At 34.4% G+C, this 17386-nt stretch carries 14 protein-coding genes; 4 read left to right on the top strand and 10 right to left on the bottom strand.

Translation table 11 applies throughout. The annotated features are described in order from the left end of the window. Positions 1 to 10: 10 nt before the first annotated feature. Together RGRSB_RS08465 and RGRSB_RS08460 are read right to left on the bottom strand one after the other, a co-directional pair. Positions 11 to 271: a BolA family protein gene (locus RGRSB_RS08465; protein WP_119260665.1), complete on the bottom strand. Its 261-nt coding sequence runs from the start codon at positions 269 to 271 to the stop codon at positions 11 to 13. Between the two features lie 726 nt (positions 272 to 997). Beyond that, the gene (locus RGRSB_RS08460) at positions 998 to 1291 is read right to left on the bottom strand and encodes an SLOG cluster 4 domain-containing protein (protein WP_420822992.1); all 294 of its coding nucleotides are present in this window, start codon (positions 1289 to 1291) and stop codon (positions 998 to 1000) included. A gap of 21 nt (positions 1292 to 1312) precedes the next feature. Between RGRSB_RS08460 and RGRSB_RS10805 the strand changes: the two genes are divergently transcribed. After that, positions 1313 to 1447 (top strand): hypothetical protein, encoded by a 135-nt coding sequence (locus RGRSB_RS10805; RefSeq protein WP_269460783.1) that lies wholly within the window; start codon positions 1313 to 1315, stop codon positions 1445 to 1447. A 158-nt stretch (positions 1448 to 1605) separates the two neighbouring features. Here RGRSB_RS10805 and cobN read toward each other — a convergent pair whose 3' ends face one another. Further along, entirely contained in the window at positions 1606 to 5379 is a 3774-nt protein-coding gene (cobN, locus tag RGRSB_RS08455) for a cobaltochelatase subunit CobN (RefSeq protein ID WP_119260663.1), read from the bottom strand. Positions 5380 to 5489: 110 nt separating this feature from the next. Between cobN and RGRSB_RS08450 the strand changes: the two genes are divergently transcribed. From RGRSB_RS08450 to RGRSB_RS08440, 3 genes are all read left to right on the top strand, one after another. Beyond that, a complete protein-coding gene (locus tag RGRSB_RS08450) occupies positions 5490 to 7781 on the top strand; it encodes a hybrid sensor histidine kinase/response regulator (protein WP_119260662.1) in 2292 nt (763 codons plus the stop codon). A gap of 391 nt (positions 7782 to 8172) precedes the next feature. Continuing rightward, on the top strand, positions 8173 to 8844 hold the full coding sequence (locus RGRSB_RS08445; protein WP_119260661.1) for an N-acetylmannosamine-6-phosphate 2-epimerase: 672 nt from the start codon (positions 8173 to 8175) through the stop codon (positions 8842 to 8844). Between the two features lie 32 nt (positions 8845 to 8876). Next, a complete protein-coding gene (locus RGRSB_RS08440; protein WP_119260660.1) occupies positions 8877 to 9443 on the top strand; it encodes an RDD family protein in 567 nt (188 codons plus the stop codon). Between the two features lie 93 nt (positions 9444 to 9536). Here RGRSB_RS08440 and RGRSB_RS08435 read toward each other — a convergent pair whose 3' ends face one another. The 7 genes from RGRSB_RS08435 to rseP form a co-directional block, all read right to left on the bottom strand. After that, positions 9537 to 10025, bottom strand: coding sequence for a Jag family protein (locus RGRSB_RS08435; protein ID WP_119261023.1), 489 nt, complete (start codon positions 10023 to 10025; stop codon positions 9537 to 9539). A gap of 34 nt (positions 10026 to 10059) precedes the next feature. Further along, entirely contained in the window at positions 10060 to 11193 is a 1134-nt protein-coding gene (gene yidC, locus RGRSB_RS08430; protein ID WP_119260659.1) for a membrane protein insertase YidC, read from the bottom strand. A 110-nt stretch (positions 11194 to 11303) separates the two neighbouring features. Beyond that, positions 11304 to 11696 carry a PH domain-containing protein gene (locus RGRSB_RS08425; RefSeq protein ID WP_119260658.1) on the bottom strand — a complete coding sequence of 131 codons (393 nt, stop codon included), beginning with the start codon at positions 11694 to 11696 and terminating at the stop codon, positions 11304 to 11306. Then, a complete protein-coding gene (gene rnpA / locus RGRSB_RS08420; protein WP_119260657.1) occupies positions 11668 to 12051 on the bottom strand; it encodes a ribonuclease P protein component in 384 nt (127 codons plus the stop codon). The genes RGRSB_RS08425 and rnpA overlap by 29 nt, the downstream gene beginning before the upstream one ends. A gap of 106 nt (positions 12052 to 12157) precedes the next feature. Next, positions 12158 to 12295, bottom strand: coding sequence for a 50S ribosomal protein L34 (gene rpmH, locus RGRSB_RS08415; protein WP_044106898.1), 138 nt, complete (start codon positions 12293 to 12295; stop codon positions 12158 to 12160). Positions 12296 to 12674: 379 nt separating this feature from the next. Next, complete coding sequence (nth, locus tag RGRSB_RS08410; RefSeq protein WP_119260656.1) at positions 12675 to 13331, bottom strand: endonuclease III; 657 nt, start codon at positions 13329 to 13331, stop codon at positions 12675 to 12677. Between the two features lie 43 nt (positions 13332 to 13374). After that, a complete protein-coding gene (gene rseP / locus RGRSB_RS08405) occupies positions 13375 to 14433 on the bottom strand; it encodes an RIP metalloprotease RseP (RefSeq protein ID WP_119260655.1) in 1059 nt (352 codons plus the stop codon). Positions 14434 to 17386 lie beyond the last annotated feature (2953 nt).

The following is a 17386-nucleotide window of genomic DNA, read 5'->3' as shown; positions in this document are numbered from 1 at the left end:
AGACTCTAATTTAGACAACTGATTGTACTGTTTCCCAAGTTTGAGGAGTATAAGTTTTTAAGGCTAGGGCATGAATAGCTTCTGAGTCTAGAGCCTCTTGGAGCGCGCTGTACACCAATTGATGTTGCTTGACTCTGGTTTTTCCTTCAAATTCAGCCGAAACAACCAAGGCTTCTAAATGATCTCCTCCCCCTTTTACATCTCTAATTACTACTTGAGCATCGGGGAGTCGCTCTTTAATCATAGCTTCAATCTGTTCAAGTCCAATCATTGAGAATTCCTTAACGATTATTTATTACCGACACTATCATTATAGTGACTTAATTCTTACTGTTTTATCTGTGGCTGAATATCATGTTTTCTTAATTAATAGGTTCAGAACAAAGTGGAGATTGCGAGCACATGATTATCGTTCCCTTATTAGTTATCAAAAGTGAACCGACCAGTTAAATAGTTTTTGCTAATTAATTGAGTTGAATTGTTTGTAAAGTTTTAAGAATATCGTTTCGCCTACGAAATTTACTAAAATGATACAAAGTCCATACTTGATCAAAAAGAATCAGGGTAGGAAAGTTTCTGATACGATTAGAACTGGCTAATATGAAATTTTTTCGACACAAAAATTTAAAAATCTTACAGAAATCCCCCATTTTGATTAAACTATAGACTCTAGGGAGAGGACTGAATGATATAAGCTACACTAGTGAGCTCAAAAGTAAACAAGAAGTAGGTTTGGAAAAGTTTACAATAAATTGGTGAAGACTTTGATTGCTAACTGACAGCATCATCAATTGAGTATAATTTATTTGATTTTTATTTTACATACTGTGTATGATGTCATATATAGTTGAGATTGACTGACAAAGAAAATCCCAGTCTCTTGTATTTTTTTAGGATACATAGGAGACATCTGCTAAACTCACGTTCAGATATCTTTTTTGCGCCCTAATTTAAGGATAATCTCTAATAAGATTGGGTTTACTTCTCCAGAACTTTGTTATAGATTCTCAATTAATTCACTAGTTAATTGAGAATCTCGTTTAGGACTCGAGGCAATCAAAACAATTTCCTCGGATAAACCAGTAAAAAATTGCTGACTTAGAAGACGATCACTCAATGAGATTACGTATTTTCTCTTTCTTGGGGCTAACACTATCTCAGAAGTTATTCCTAATTTCAGGCTACAGGTAATCACTACATCCGAAGAAAGAACATTAATATTATTCGGAGTATTTCCTGAGTTAGTCATAATTGTGATATCAACCAACTGTAACTGCAATATTATTGGCATTATTTGCAATGAATAATTCCGATGGTTAAACTGCCCAGTCCTTTGGTTTCTTTATTAACTATATTTATGACCATGACGTTTATTTCTCCTGTCAATAAACCTATACCTATTGAGCAACTAATTTTCCTAATTGATAGATATTTTTTACATCAATAGAGGTTGTCTTCTCCCCAGGTCCCATGAGACTAATTATGATTTTTCTTATGTCTACACAAGAGTTGATTAAGTAGATGGATGTAGTTAAACGAATAAATACAGAATAAATGCATAAAAAAACGTAAGGGTTAAGAGAATTTTCAAAATTTTAATTGTCCCTAGATTTGCTCAATCGCTCCTTCTGCGTGATGGACAATATCCCGTAATTTTTTTAAAGTTTCTCCTTCAAGGGGTTGCCATAATCCCCTTAAATTTGCTTCTAATAACCTTTCGGCCATGTCCCGTAAAGCCCAAGGGTTTTTTGTATAAACAAACTGTTGAACCGTTTCATTTAATAAATAAGCTTGGGTAACCCCTTCATACATAAAATCTTCTACACACCTAGCCGTGGCGTCATAAGCAAATAAATAGTCAACCGTCGCTGCCATTTCAAATGCCCCTTTGTAGCCATGACGCATCACACCGGCAATCCATTTAGGATTGATAACACGGGAACGGTAAACTCTAGCTATTTCTTCCTTTAATAACCTAACTTTAGGATTAGATGGGATAGAATTATCTCCAAAATACGTCTCAGGATTTTTATTGGTTAATGCTCTAACAGTAACAGTTAGTCCTCCTTGAAATTGATAATAATCATCAGAGTCTAATAAGTCATGTTCCCGATTATCCTGATTATGTAAGACAATCTGTAACTGTTTTAAGCGTTTTTCAAAAACTGCTGGAACCCCATGACCGATGCCATCCTTATCATAACCATAGCAACTCCAATTTAAATAAGCTTTTGCTAAATCTGCGTCGTCTTTCCAATTCTGAGCCTCAATCAATCCCTGTAACCCTGCCCCATATGCTCCAGGTTTTGAGCTAAATATTCGATATTGAGCATTTAGTTTAGCTTTATCTTTAGTTAACCCTTCTTTTTCCCAAAAAACTCTATCTTCTTTAACTTGGGCAGCTAAGGGATTTATGTCTTTTTCTTCTTCTAGGTCCGACACCTTGCTTACTGCATTGTACATCAGTTGTAGCAGGTTTGGGAAGCTATCTCTGAAAAAGCCCGATACTCGAACCGTTACGTCTACACGTGGTCGTCCTAACACTGATGGACTAAGGATTTCATAGCCTACAACTCGACGAGATAACCCATCCCAAATCGGTTGAACACCCAATAAAGCAAATACTTGCGCTACATCATCTCCTCCGGTTCGCATAGTAGAAGTCCCCCAGATAGAAATAGCTAAAGTTTTGGGATATTCTCCATTTTCTTGAGTGTAGCGTTCAATAACTGCTTCTGCAGCTTTTCTTCCAACATTGTAAGCAGTTTCAGTAGGAATAGCACGGATATCGACTGAGTAAAAGTTACGACCGGTGGGGAGAACGTCTGTCCGTCCTCTGGTCGGCGCGCCAGCAGCTCCACTAGGAATGTATTCGCCGTTGAGTCCTTTAAGAAGATTAGTAATTTCTTGGTGGGTTTGATGAAGGGATGGCAGGAGATGGGTTTGTATCCATTGGAGTTCGGTTCGAGTGGCGTTGAGGGGACAATCAATGGACATTTGGGGAGTGAGAATAAGAGATTCAATGATTTCGCCGGCATAGGTTTCTAGAGCTTCTGTAGCTTGTCCAGTAGTACGACATTGTTTTAGTTTCAGGCACAGATTTGGAGGCGCAGAGGGAGAAAAAAGGGGGGAATAAAATGGGGTTGTGGGAGAAGTGGTTAAGGGGAAGAAATTGAGCTCTAAGTCTTGAGCGATAGCGGTAGTTAGTCCTAGACGATTAAGGTCAGGAAAACGGGCAATAGCTAGGGTTAATTCTGTGAGTTGAGGGTGTTGAGGGCATTGTCCAAAAATGTGTAGACCATCTCGAATTTGGGCTTCTTTTAATTCACATAAATAGCCATCAGCAAGGGTTAAAAATTGGCTTAAGGTGTTGGTGGTTAAATCAATGCCTAGATCTTGATTGAGATGAGTTTCGTTAATCAGTTGGGTGATGCGATCACTGATAATTTTTAGGCGAGAGGGATCGAGGGTTTGAGCCTCATAATATTCATCAATTAGAGTTTCAAGTTTTTCTAAGTCTCCATAGAGTTCAGCGCGGGTTAAAGGGGGTGTTAAATGATCTAAAATAACAGCCTGAGAACGACGTTTTGCTTGAGACCCTTCCCCTGGATCATTAACGATAAACGGATAAAAGTTAGGAAGCGTTCCTAGAGTTATTTCAGGATAACAATTAGCAGAAAGAGCTAGACTCTTTCCAGGTAGCCATTCCAGGTTACCATGTTTGCCAAAATGAATAATGGCTGAGGCATTAAAATGATGTTTTAACCAATGATAATAGGCCAAATAATGAGGCGTAGGTTCTAAGTCAGGAGCGTGATAGTTTAAACTAGGGTCTAAATCGTACCCCCTTGAAGGTTGAATGCCAACAAAGATGTTTCCCAATTGAATACCAGGAATATGAAAAGATGAGATAGATTGGGATTGATAAAGAGTTTTCCAACGTTGCTCTATCTGGGTTTGAATTGGATGAGGCAAGGTTTCAAAATAAGTACAATAGTCTGATTGAGAAAGGGACTGATAAATAGGTCTTAATTCTTTTCCCTCGGGATCATTAGTAATCCCAGCGGTTAACCATTCGATTAATTTATCCCCTGTTTCTGGTATATCTGTAACTTGATATCCAGCTTTTTTTAATGCCTTCAAAGTTTCAATACAACTTGCTGGAGTATCTAACCCTACTCCGTTGGCAATTCTACCATCTTTATTGGGATAATTAGCGAGAATTAAGGCGATTTTTCTTTCAGCAATAGGAGTAGTTTTTAACCGTATCCAATTCTGAGTTAAATCAGCGACAAAATTAATCCGATCATCGACAGGTCGATAAATCACAACATCGGTTTCTAAGTCTTTATTCCAAGCTTGAACTGATTTAAAAGAAACTGCACGGGTTATGATTTTACCATCCATTTCAGGAAGGGCAACATTCATCGCAACATCACGGGGGTTTAACCCTTGATAACTAGATTGCCACTGTTCAAAAGTACCTCCACTTAAAATTACCTGTAAGACGGGAAGATTCAAATTTTTCCAGAAATTTAAATTGTCAATATTTTCTAAGTCATAGTTTATCTTAGCTAAAGAGAAACTGGTAGTGTTAAGAATTAATTGAATTGGGTTATTTTTAAATTGTTTAAAATAGTCAATTATTTTTCCTTGAACTTCCAGATCTCGTAGAGAAGAGACAAAGATTGGCCAAGGATGTAAGCCCCTTTCTGCTAAAGCTTGACAAAGGTTATTAATAACCAGTAAATTACCTGCTAAATAATTAGAACGATAAAAAAGTAAGACAAGATTAGGATAAGAACTAAGAGAAGTCTTATCTGGAAACTGCCAAGAGTATAGACCAAACTTAGGAACGGGTTGGGGAGTGAGAGGATGATAGGATGTTTTTTGATAAATATCACAGATAAATTTTAAAGCATTTACCCAGTTTTCTATGCCCCCTTCAGTTAAATACCGCCATAATTGATTACTGTGACTTAAAGAAACTGTCGAATGACTCATTAAATCAGGATCAGGGTGATCATCACCTGGTAGAATAAAGAGATGAATCTTTAGAGAAATTGCTATTTCTTTAACGACTTCTAATCCATAAGACCAATAGGATCGACCCCCTAATAATCGTAAAACAATAACCTTAGCTTGGGACAATACTGTGTCGGCATAGCTATCAATACTCAGTTGTTGTTGCAATTGTAGAAGATTAACAGCCCGTATTGCAGGAAAGTTAGGCGGTAAATGGTTAATTGCATAGGCTAAGGTTTGAATATCTGTATCGGCTGCACTAAGGAAAATAATCGGAGCTGGATTTTGTTCAACAAAGATTACACCTTCGTTATCAGAATTCCAGCCTCCTGGGGTAGCAGCAATTCGATGCATTGAAACTCCTTATCTTTAAAAATTATTAGGTTTCAGGTATGGCGTAGTGGATTAGGTAGATCCTAGAGCAAGGGTTTTACCTGCGTTGTCTCTAACTGTCTCCAAGATTAATGACTCGTTTTCAAGACTCTATGTTATGCCGAACCCTATCCATTAGAGTGTTCGAGGAATTAGGTTCTCTCTGGCGACAACTTGCAGCAATGGAGGAAATTAATGGAACATTAATTACACAGGAGATGATCTTAGCAGAAATTCCTAATCCTGACAGGAGTTTAGCGGAAGAACATTTTTCCTTATTACTGTCTTCTGAATTAAGTCTTTTATTGCGGGGAACTTTTGATACTACCGCCTTATGTTATCAGGCAAGTATTATTTGGGATCAACAGATGATTGCAGATTTTATTAATGATCTCAAACAAAATCTTGCCCCTTCATTTATTTTATGGGAGCTTCTCACGCAATATTCTTTGAGTAAACAAATTTCATCAAGTTTCCTAGAAAAGATTTTTATCACTCAATTATTCGACATTTTAGCTCCAGATTCCATCAATGATTCTCAAAAAATTTATAGAGATCTTAGTTTTTATAGACTAGAGGATACTCTGCGGCAGAAAATTGGACAAGAAAGATTAATAAGCCAAATTATTACCCAAATTCGCCAAAATTTAGATTTGTCAAGTATTCTAGAAACGGCAGTTAGAGAACTCAGAAGTTTTCTTCAAGTTGATCGGTCAGTAATTTATAAATTTTGTCATGACAAATCCGATTATTCGTCAGATATTAAGTCCAATCAAAATTGTGGATATGTTACCTATGAATCTAAGCTTTCTACTAAAATTCCCTCTCTTTTAAATGTTACTGCTGAAGATAATTGTTTTTTCTATATCCTTAGTTATCGGGAAAAATATTGTCGAGGTTCGATTATAGCTATAGAAGACGTAGATAAAACTTGCTACTCATCATTTTGTCTAACACAATTTTTTGAAAAATATTGGATAAAGTCTGAATTAATTGCCCCTATTATTGTTGAAGAGACACTTTGGGGACTACTAATCGCTCATCAATGTTTTGAAAAAAGACAGTGGTTTGATAGTGAAAAAAACTTTGTAGGACAAATTGGAGAACATTTAGCGATCGCTATTTATCAAGCTCAATTATATGTCCAAGTTCAAGAACAAAAGAAAACTTTTGAACAGCGAGTTATTGAAAGAACAAAAGAACTTCGAGATGCTTTGTTAGCATCCCAAGCAGCGAACCACTCTAAAAGTGAATTTTTAGGAAATATGAGCCATGAATTACGGACCCCTTTAACCTGTATCATTGGATTGTCAGGAACATTGTTATATTGGTCAGGAGAAAATAAATCTTTCCCTTTACACAAACAAAGACAATATCTTCGGACTATCCAAGATAGTGGAAAACATTTGTTAGAAATAATTAATGAAATACTAGAATTTTCTAAGCTAGAAGCTGGGAAATATGTTTTATCTATTCAAGAATCTAACTTAAAAAATATAGCTAAAACTGCCTATCAAAAATTCAAAAAAGAAGCTGACCAAAGAAATATTAAATTAGTATTAGAGTTCAAAGTAGAAGGTCAAGAAGAAAATCAGTTTTTTGTCGATCCTGAAAGACTACAACAAATTCTCTGTCATTTATTAAATAATGCTTTAAAATTCACATCGGAGGGAGGAACGGTTACTTTGAGGATTTGGCGAGAAGGAACTCAAGGGAGTTTTCAAGTAGAAGATACGGGAATTGGAATTGCTGAAAACCAAATTTCTCTCTTATTCGAATCATTTCAACAGTTGGAAACCTCTCGGCAACGTACTTATGGAGGAACTGGACTAGGATTAGCCTTAACTAAACAATTAGTTGAACTTCATGGAGGAACGATTGAGGTGGAATCTATTTTAGAAAAAGGATCAATCTTTACGGTCAGGCTGCCTAATCAACCCCAACGCCAACTCAAACCATTAGGAAATTTAAAGCGTGATCAATTATTTTTTAAAGGTAATAGAAGTATTGTTTTGATTGAAAGCAATGAAGAAATTGCTACTTTAGTAGGAGAACTATTAACGGCAGCTAATTACCAATTTATTTGGTTGATAGATAGTGCTACTGCAGTTAAGACTATTGAACTTTTAGAGCCAACTGCTGTTATCTTAGATCAAGATTTGACCGATGCTTATCAAATTAGTGACACTCTTAAACAGTTACCCAATACTAAATCAATCAAAGTCCTCTTACTGAGCCATCAAATATCTTCAACAGATTGGACAGATATTTCTCAAAGGGGAATTGATGATTATCTATTAAAACCTATTCAACCTAATCTTTTGTTAAAAAGAATTAATGCTTTAATGTCTACTGAAAATAATGAGGAAGATGAGTCAATGTAAGTTGTTATTTTTAGTTAAAATTTCTTAAAAAGATTTAGTGACTATTATCCTTGCTCAAAGCAATAAATAAACAATATAGCTTCTTTTTTTTTCTGTTTTAGTCATTGTTATCTTTTTCTAAAGATACCCTGTATAATGTCTGATTAGTAACTGTTAACTTGATTTTATAAAAATTAAAATTTCTCTGAAAGTTGATTTTTGTAAATCAATAATTTTATTTATCAATTCAGAATTAGTAAGTGTCGTTATATTACTTAATAAATTTTAAAATTTATTAAGTAATATAAATATATTAAATAACTAAAAAAATTTAAGTTAACCAGAAAAAAATAATACTTCTAACTGAGAGAAGTCTGAGCTAATCAAATTAATCTGATCTAGAAAACAAACTATGAAAATACCGCAATCTAGTCTTATTGTCTCCTGTCAGTCTCCTATAGATTCTCCCTTACACGACCCAGAAATTATAGCAGCTATAGCTAAGGCTTCTATTAATCAAGGAGCAAAAGGCATTAGAGTTGATACTCCATCCCATGTTAATGCTGTTCGAAAATTATTGCCTAATATTCCAATTATTGGTTTGTGGAAACGCTACTATCAAGGGTATGATGTCTACATTACTCCTTGTTTTTCCGATGCAGTAGAAATTGCTAACGCAGGGGCTGATATTATTGCTATTGATGCAACCCTCCGAAACCGTCCTCAAGGGGGAACCATGGTGAATTTAATCAAGCAAATTCATCAGGAATTAGGGACATTAGTTATGGCTGATGTAGATACTATTGAAAATGCGCTCGCTTCGAGTAAAGCAGGGGCAGATTATGTAGGAACTACACTTTATGGATATACTAAAGAGACAGAAAGTTTGTCTCCTCCTGGGTATTCTTTATTGCAAGAAATGGTTAAACAATTAGATATTCCTATTATTTGTGAAGGAGGAGTTAGCAACCCTAAAGACGCAAAAAAAGCTTTAGAATATGGAGCTCATAGTGTTGTTGTAGGGACAGCTATTACAGGAATAGATTTAAAAGTTAAAGCCTTTAATTCTGTTTTCATTGATTGATTAAATATCAAGTTTTCAACTGATTTTAAATTATGTATCCCGATAATGAATCAGCTATTTATCGAAGGTTTCCTAAAGTTCCTCTTGATCGTAGGACTTATGCTTTTGTCCTAGATTTTGTAACTATTTGGTTTGTCAGTTCATTTTTTAGAGGAATTTTACAAGGACTAATTTTTATTATTTGCTGGCTAACATTACGGGTTATTTTAGTAGAAAAAAATCAGGGACAAAGTTTAGGAAGTTGGGCGTTTGACATAAAAGTGATTGATGTCCAGTTCAGTAAAATTCCGGGGTTAATTGAATTAGCTAAACGAGAAGGTATTTTAGGCGTGGTAGCTTTATTAGCAATGATAGGATTGAGGATAAGTTTCCGTAACGGTTTATCAATGTTGTTATTAACAATGCCCCTATTAGTAGACTGTGGAATAGTTCTTGGAGATCAGGAGTTAAATCAAGCATTTCATGATCGTATAGCTGGTACTATTGTAGTACCAGCCAATCGAGGATTTTCTCTAGATTTACGGTTGAAAAGACTCCAGTTTATCATCAAATGTAAAATCAGAAGTTTTCGGGATAGAGATAAGTATAGAGATGATTAAAGACAGAAAATACAGCAGTAGACAAATATAATCAAAAATAAAGTCCGCAAAAGCGGACTGATGAATCTATAAGATCATTAACTAATAAACAGCTTATCGAAGTTTGACTACTAATCGCCTATCAGGTTCTTGTCCACGACTTTCTGTTTCCACATCTTCGACATCCTTCAACAAAGTGTGAATTTGACGGCGTTCTGCCGATGAGAGGGGGGACATTTCTACCTCCCGTCCCGTCTGTCGTACTTTTTGAACCACCTCTCGTGCCCAGGTAACAAGTTCCTCCTGACGCTTAAGACGATAGCCATTAAGTTCAACTGTATATCTCCGTTGTTCTCTGGGTTCCACACTCAAATTAATGAGAGTATTAGCTAGATATTGAATCGCATCTATCCCTGCTCCTTGTTCCCTTAAGAGGATATCAGTCTGTTGGGGAGTCAGCTGAGTTTTATCAATCGTCAGCCAGGATTCAGGGGACTCATCAGAGTGACTCTTCTTGTCTTGAACCTTAACTTGTGCTGTTAACCCCATTAAAGTTAATAGGGTTTCGAGCCAAGCTTTACCTGAGTGGACTTCTCGCTCCATCTTGACAACTTGTAACCTATCGTTAACTAGCAAATTAAGACGTTTTCTTTTTAGATCTTTTTTTCTCGAAGGGAAGAGCTTCTTGAATTTTTTCAGCCTTTTCTTGCTGTGCAACCAATTTTTGTAGGTTCTCTGGTAGAGGTTCCCGCATCAAAATGACCGTTTGTAGGGTCTGGAAAACATTGGCCACAACAATATACATCAACACCCCTGCCGGCAAAGGAAAGAAGAGAAACATTCCACTAAAAATTATGGGAGTAATTTTATTCACTGCCTGTTGCTGTTGTGCTCCTCCGCCTGAAGAACCGGATAATTCTTGATTTAGATAAATACTAACACCAAAGAACAAAACCATGGCTAGGATATCCAAGTTGATAGTTCCATCATCCCCCATAACACCAACTCGTCCTAAGGCTTCAATAAATAAAAAACCTGTCTTTGCAGCAATCCCCGGAATAGTGGCTTCGATAGTTACTTCCCCAGGGACTAAGGCCTCTATCGTTCCATCTTCACTTATTTTAACTCGTTCTGAGCCTTTTATAACTCCAAAAGTTGGCTCAATATTGCTTTCAGGGGTTTCAGCGACCAATTTCATAAGGGACTGACCTTCAGTAGTTTGAAATTGAACTCTAGTTTTTTCCCCAACTGCTAATTTAGTCCCTCCAGGTAGTAAAGCCACAATGGGGTAATGAAGACCATCGCTAATGTAGATATTGCTAGGTTTTGTCGCAAAAGGTTGAGGTACAACACGTTCAATTTGTTCGCTAGGGAGAATCTGAAGATCAACTGTATAGTTAATGTCGGCAAAGGGCGATCCCCGTAAAGTAGCAAATAGAGCAAAGAGAATGGGCATTTGTAGCAACAGGGGTAAACAACCCGCTAAAGGGTTGCCAAACTCCTGCATCACCTTTCCCATTTCTTCTTGTTGTTTCGTAGGATCGTCTTTGTAGCGTTGCTGAATTTCTTCTTGTCGCTCTTTCATTAGGGGCTGGGTAATCTTCATTTTTCGCATATTGCGAATTTGCCCCGCACTCAAGGGGTACAGTCCAAAGCGAATTACTAGGGTTAAGGCAATAATCGCAAAACCGTAGCTAGGCACAATCCCGTAGAAGAAATCCAGGATTGGCAGCATAATGTTTGTGGAAATAAATCCGACACCAAAGTCCATTCGTCTTAATCCAAGCGGTCTCGCTGTAGGGTTATCTGTAGTTTACTTTACCGAATATTGGTAATAAAGGAAGAGGTTAAAAAGCCTCTGACCTGGTCTAATTTTAAAATCTACCTGCTGATAATTGCTCTAACAGGGGTTTCTGTCTCAGTTTTTTCAGCCATATAGTCATAAGCTTTACGGAAGTCAGGAACTGCTCTCAACTCCAGACGACTCTTATCTTGGAGTGTAACAGCAATGTCATTCCATAGTCCAATTGTTCCCTGTGGAATTTTAACCATTTTGGTGATCTCGTCATAGACAGTGTCGGTATAATCGTATCTCATCCGACCATCTGTGATGGAAATCTGATGATTTGTAATGCAGTAAAGCAACCAAATTGCTCTGACTACGGACCCAACCGTTAGAGGTAAGCAAATAACTGCAAATCCTAATAAAATATTAATGACCAAGCCCCCAATATGAGGACTTCCTTCATAAAAGATATTCTCTCGTATGTCCATAGACGATATTAGATTTGATGAACAACTGCTTTAATTCTCGCAAAAAGTGGTCATAATTGCACTCACTCTGACTATGCCGCACTGTAATCACTACTTTTAATCCGGGAGAAATTATGGGAAGTAAGGAGCGAATTGCTGCTTTAATCTGTCGTTTAAGACGATTGCGAACTACCGCTTTTTTACTAATTTTTTGGCTCACGGAGATACCAAACTGAGTTGGAAGCGAGGTCATAGTTTCATGTTTTTTTAAAAGTACTCGTATCAAAAGACGAGAACTCTTATAATGTTGGCCCCGTTTATAAACAGCTTGGAAGTCTTTGGGTTTCTTTAGCCGATGGACTTTAGGTAATCCCACTATGTTACCTGGTTAGAATTGGGTTAGAAATGACTTACACGATAACCCATAACGTTTAATTTTGATCTAACGTTGAACACTTGTTTGGGAATAAGAGTGACAAGGGTTAAACAGATAAGCGGTATCGTCCTTTTTTTCTTCTAGCTTGAATCACATTACGACCGTTTTGAGTTCGCATCCGTACACGAAAGCCTGATTTTCTCTTTTGCTTTCGATTGGTTCCTCCCAGGGTACGCTGAGTCACAAATTTATTCCTCCGACAACGCTACCGTTTACTTGACGTCTTGTAAAGACAGGGATTACCATTTTACCCTTAAAAGCTAGATAAGTAAAGGCTTGAGAAGTAATTTTTTAAGCTGCAATCAGCTTAATTATTTAACATGGGTGAGGTGCGATGAAAATCTTATGCTTCACCTTAAAATTCATCTGTTCTCCTAATGAATTTATGGAGTGATTAACCTTTTTTAGAAAAGAATTTATTTTTACAATAAACCATCAGGACTTTTGACTAATTTAGTCTAGTTGTAGTAAGAGCAAAATTATGATTGTACACCGGAAAATTTGACGATTTACTTCAATAAGTATTGAACATCAGCTATGGTAACATTTAATTTCAATTAAATCTATCCATCTACGACAGAAGGACATAAATGGGCCAATCTACAATCAGGACAATTTGGTTTTCTAGCATGACAGATTGCCCGACCATGATAAATTATGCGAATTGAAAAGTTTTCCCAATCAGGTTGAGGCAATACTTTCATTAAATCTCTTTCAATTTTTACAGGATTAGTCTCTTTTGTTAGTTTTAAACGTCTACTTAAACGCTTAACATGGGTATCTACTGTAACTCCTTGATTAAGTCCAAACCCGTGTGCTAAAACTACGTTTGCAGTTTTGCGAGCAACTCCTGGTAGACTCAGTAATTTGTCCATTTCTTGAGGAACTTCTCCGTCAAATTCTCTAACAATTTTCTGACAGGAACCTTGAATATTTTTGGCTTTATTTCGATAAAATCCTGTCGAACGGATCAATTCTTCTAATTCTTCTAGATCTGCCTGAGCTAAGGATGATGCATCAGGAAACTTAAAAAACAAATTGGGGGTAACTTTATTAACTCTTTTGTCAGTACATTGTGCCGATAAAATCGTGGCAACCAAAAGCTGCACAGGGGAATTATAAACTAAACTACAAGTAGCATCAGGATACAGCTGTTTCAGAAGATTTAATATCACTAATGCTCGCTGTTTTGTGTTTTTCCCCCTGTGCTCAATGCTCATATTTTTATCTAAATAATTACAATCAAACTTGTTGAAATTACTCTTAGAAAAAGGCTAAGTTAACTGTATCGCGGACAACAAGGAATAGTCCTAAACTAAGGAGTAACACTAACCCTGTTTGCATAATGCCTTCTTGTAATCTATTGGGTAAGGGTTTTCCTCGTAGTCCTTCTACCATTAAAAAGATTAATTGACCGCCATCAAGAGCGGGTAAAGGTAGGATATTGATAATAGCTAAGTTAATGCTAATTAGCGCGCCAAATTGGAAGAGGTTTCCCGCATTATTTTGAGCAATATTAGCACCGTATTCGACAATTTTGACTGGACCTGCTATCTGTTTAGCGTTTTCTTGAAAATTACTCACAAGTTGCCAAAATCCTTTAGCAGTTAGAGTCACTAAATTTTGAAAAGCATCCGCACTGTAAGTAAACGCATCAACAAGTCCTTGAGACTTTTTCAAGTGTATATTAGGGACTAGTCCTACCCCAATTTTACCTTGACCTTGGTCATTAGATTTTGGAGTAACGGTAACAGATAAAGTTTCGTTATTTCGTTCAATTGTAAAATAAAGAGGTTGATTAGGAGAGTTTTGGATTTTTTCGATAAAGAAGTCAGTCGCTTCGGGAAAGTTATCTAAGGGAGTATTATTAACTTTAAGGATAATGTCTCCTGATTTCATTCCTGCTTCCATTGCTGCGGATGCGGGTTCAATAGTAGGAACAGCTAATCCAGATTGAATATCTTGGATACCAACAGTAGCGACCTGCACCACTAAAAGAAAATAAGCCAAAACAAGATTAGCAATCACTCCTGCACTGATGACAATAGCCCGATCAAATACAGGACGATTACGAAGTAAATTGGGATCATCTAAGGGAATTTCACCATCGAGATCATCATCGGGAAATCCTACATATCCCCCTAAAGGAAAAGCACGGATAGCGTATTCAGTTTCGGTCCCCTTATATTTTACGAGACTTGGACCAAAACCGATAGAAAAGCGGTTAACTCTGATTCCTTGCAATCTTGCGGCGGCAAAATGACCTAATTCATGAACGACAATTAATAACGCTAAAACTGCAATCGCTGCCAATACTGACATAGTTTCTAGACTAAACGGATAATATTAACTTTTCTTATTGTAGTGTACTTGGTGTGGTGGGGAACACTCGAACGAAGGAAGTAACGATAGTAGGGTTGGTAAAGCATAGTGTTAAGAGCGGACAATCAAAATAATTCCCATCTTATAAGATTAAGCTCAATTAAGATTGAACTTTAATATTGATTCGATGTAGTAATCCAATTTGTTGCTTTATTCTAGTAATCACAAAAAATTACATTTTTAAAATAAAGGAAGTCCTAAACAATTATTAATTTTATCTTTGACACTTAGTAATAGAACTTTCTATATATATTGGTTGTTGAATATTTAATATAAAAGTTATTATTAATCAAGTTAATTATACTTATATAACTTAAAATATAAGTTTTTATGTATTTATTAGTGAAAGCAATAAATATTTGATAAACTATCAATTTAATTCAAATTAGTTGCTTTTTCTAAAAATTTAAATAGATAAATTATTGTTGATATTGATTATTATTGAGTTTGTCACCATATAAGGTTATTACATACTTGAGAGGTTTTAATAGAAAAAATACCATACTAGATCTTAAATATCAATTTAACTCTTTCACATAATTCAAGGACATCAGTGAGATAAAAGCAATCTAATTGATAGATTATAAAAATAGTTAAGTTTATTTAATTGTACTCTAAGTACATTCAAATAAATATATTCAAAATAGGAAAGCAGTTAGAAAATAGCAATTACTAGATAATAGCTATTTTAGAAATTAAACTAACATGATTAAAATTTTAAAAAATATAAAATTTCACTGGCAATAGAAAACATCTTAAAATTTTAAAGAATAGATAGAAAGTAAAATAAATTGTAAATTTAGTAAAATTTTTTAGCAAGTATGATTACAAAAAAACTAGTCTTGAAAAAGATAAGGATTAGAGTAAACATCAGTTTGTAAAAGAAAAAGATAGTCAACAATTATCTAAACTTTTAAAAAAAGAGAGTAAAGTAAAATTAACTCCCGAAAGAGTACTTAAGACAAAAATTATAAATGTAAATTAATAAAAGTTAATATTATAATTAGTCCATACCCTACAAAAAAGTATACTCTTGGATCTTAATTCATTCATAAAAGAATACAAATTTAAGTTAAAGTTCTTATAAAGAAGAGGTTTTAGTTAACGTATTAAACAATTCATATCTATATAATATTTTTTATCATTTATTGATAGTTATTTACTTAATTTTTCAATAAATTCTGTGAAAAAATCATCTAATCTCTTCTTAGATATTTTTTACAAAGCATTTTTTGCTTATTTTTAATAGGCTTGTTCTAGATTTGATATTCTTTTAAAATTTTATAGAATTTTAATATTAGTAAATGACTATTTTAAATAGTAAAATAGAGATGAACACCACTATGTTTATAATTATTAAAGAGAAAAATAAGCTTTCAACTTATTGTAAAAAACTCAAATAAAGTTCAAAATTAATAGATAAATGAGTTAGTGCATAGTTATTATATACCTAATACTAGGTTTCAATATATGCTAATAATCTTTAGATTTTTTTTGTATTTAGTTGATTAATACCTTAGGTTTATTATGCTTAATAAGCAATCTTTTGACTTGTAAACTATTTTATTATAAGCGTAATTATACTGGTTTTATTACTGATGTAGCTAATTTATATTCATCGTATTTTGTTATTTATTATTTTTTCTTAAGAAGAAATAAAGTCTGGGAAATGAGAATACAAGTATTACCTTTACAACTACTTTGAAATTAATTTATATTTAAGCCATTTTTTTATTTCTAAAAAACTACATACATTTAACTTTTTCTTTTTATTCAAGTCAAGCCATTTCTTGCCTAGATTTAAGAAAGACCCTTAAACGACAAGATGACATTAGTGAATTAGAGTTCTTATAACTAACTATGTTTGTGGTTATCACTTTTAAACCTAAAATATACATCAGCATAATGCTACTTATTTGTGTCCAACTATAGCACGACGTAAAAACGTTAAGTAGGATCTGAACTAAAAATAGTGTCTACATATTCTCTAACGGCTTTAATTTTAGATAATATTTTTTGATTTAAGTTTTTACAACAAATTATTAATTCTTAATTTTATTTGAATCTGGAGAGTCAGGTTAAAAATATCGTGGTTTACGTCTAGTTTATTAGACTATTTCTATAATAGTTTATTCCTATAAAAATTAGTTTTTTATTAAAAAAAAATATCTTCTGGTTCCTATTGAGTAGTTAGATTTTGAGATAATCAAATTTCATATAAATTCCTACTGTAACCCATTAATACTTTAAATAGTAAAATCTATTTTCTCTTTATTATAGACTGATTTGTCCAGTATTACCCTTTTATTTTTATGTCTTATAACGTAAAGTCTTTCTAATGTAATATCATTACAATGTAGATAATTTATTTCATAAATATATCTAACTTTATCTATCAAAGTTTTCTACTATTGATATTTTCATAATTTTTTTAGAAAATTTATTGTTCTAGTTTATTAGAGTTCTTCTTAATCTCCTTTTTAGTTGCTGTTTTAAGCATATATTTATAGTATAAAAACTAATTTGAAATAAAAAATATAGCCTGTGTTTTATATCCTCTTTGTACCTCTTAAATCACTTTCTTGTGTAGATCTTAAATATAAGGTGCACGCATAGAGTATCGCATTGATTTTGCTATTTTATTACTTTTTTTCTAACTGAAAAACTGTCCTAACCTTTTTGCGTAGTGCTATACTTTAAACTAGGTCTGCTAAATTAGTAGCTAATAACTCGCAAAACTCTTATTATAACTTTGTCTATTGCAATGTTGTCACAGCTAGACTGAAAGAGTCTAGTCAATTGAGTGAAGCGCTAATCTGTCTAACCTTCGCTAAAATTGAGAGTTACTTTTTATAGCTTAATTTGGGTAATAAATTTACTTGCAAAGTAGTAC

Source organism: cyanobacterium endosymbiont of Rhopalodia gibberula (assembly GCF_003574135.1).
GTDB lineage: Bacteria > Cyanobacteriota > Cyanobacteriia > Cyanobacteriales > Microcystaceae > Rippkaea.
This window is presented reverse-complemented; position numbering and strand designations above follow the sequence as displayed.

Coding starts and splice junctions, on each gene's coding strand:
- rseP (WP_119260655.1), bottom strand. CDS start 14,433: ATGTCAGTATTGGCAGCGATTGCAGTTTTAGCGTTATTAATTGTCGTT.
- nth (WP_119260656.1), bottom strand. CDS start 13,331: ATGAGCATTGAGCACAGGGGGAAAAACACAAAACAGCGAGCATTAGTG.
- RGRSB_RS08460 (WP_420822992.1), bottom strand. CDS start 1,291: ATGCCAATAATATTGCAGTTACAGTTGGTTGATATCACAATTATGACT.
- RGRSB_RS08450 (WP_119260662.1), top strand. CDS start 5,490: ATGACTCGTTTTCAAGACTCTATGTTATGCCGAACCCTATCCATTAGA.
- RGRSB_RS08445 (WP_119260661.1), top strand. CDS start 8,173: ATGAAAATACCGCAATCTAGTCTTATTGTCTCCTGTCAGTCTCCTATA.
- RGRSB_RS08440 (WP_119260660.1), top strand. CDS start 8,877: ATGTATCCCGATAATGAATCAGCTATTTATCGAAGGTTTCCTAAAGTT.
- cobN (WP_119260663.1), bottom strand. CDS start 5,379: ATGCATCGAATTGCTGCTACCCCAGGAGGCTGGAATTCTGATAACGAA.
- RGRSB_RS08465 (WP_119260665.1), bottom strand. CDS start 271: ATGATTGGACTTGAACAGATTGAAGCTATGATTAAAGAGCGACTCCCC.
- RGRSB_RS08435 (WP_119261023.1), bottom strand. CDS start 10,025: ATGGAGCGAGAAGTCCACTCAGGTAAAGCTTGGCTCGAAACCCTATTA.
- yidC (WP_119260659.1), bottom strand. CDS start 11,193: ATGGACTTTGGTGTCGGATTTATTTCCACAAACATTATGCTGCCAATC.
- RGRSB_RS08425 (WP_119260658.1), bottom strand. CDS start 11,696: ATGGACATACGAGAGAATATCTTTTATGAAGGAAGTCCTCATATTGGG.
- RGRSB_RS10805 (WP_269460783.1), top strand. CDS start 1,313: ATGGTTAAACTGCCCAGTCCTTTGGTTTCTTTATTAACTATATTTATG.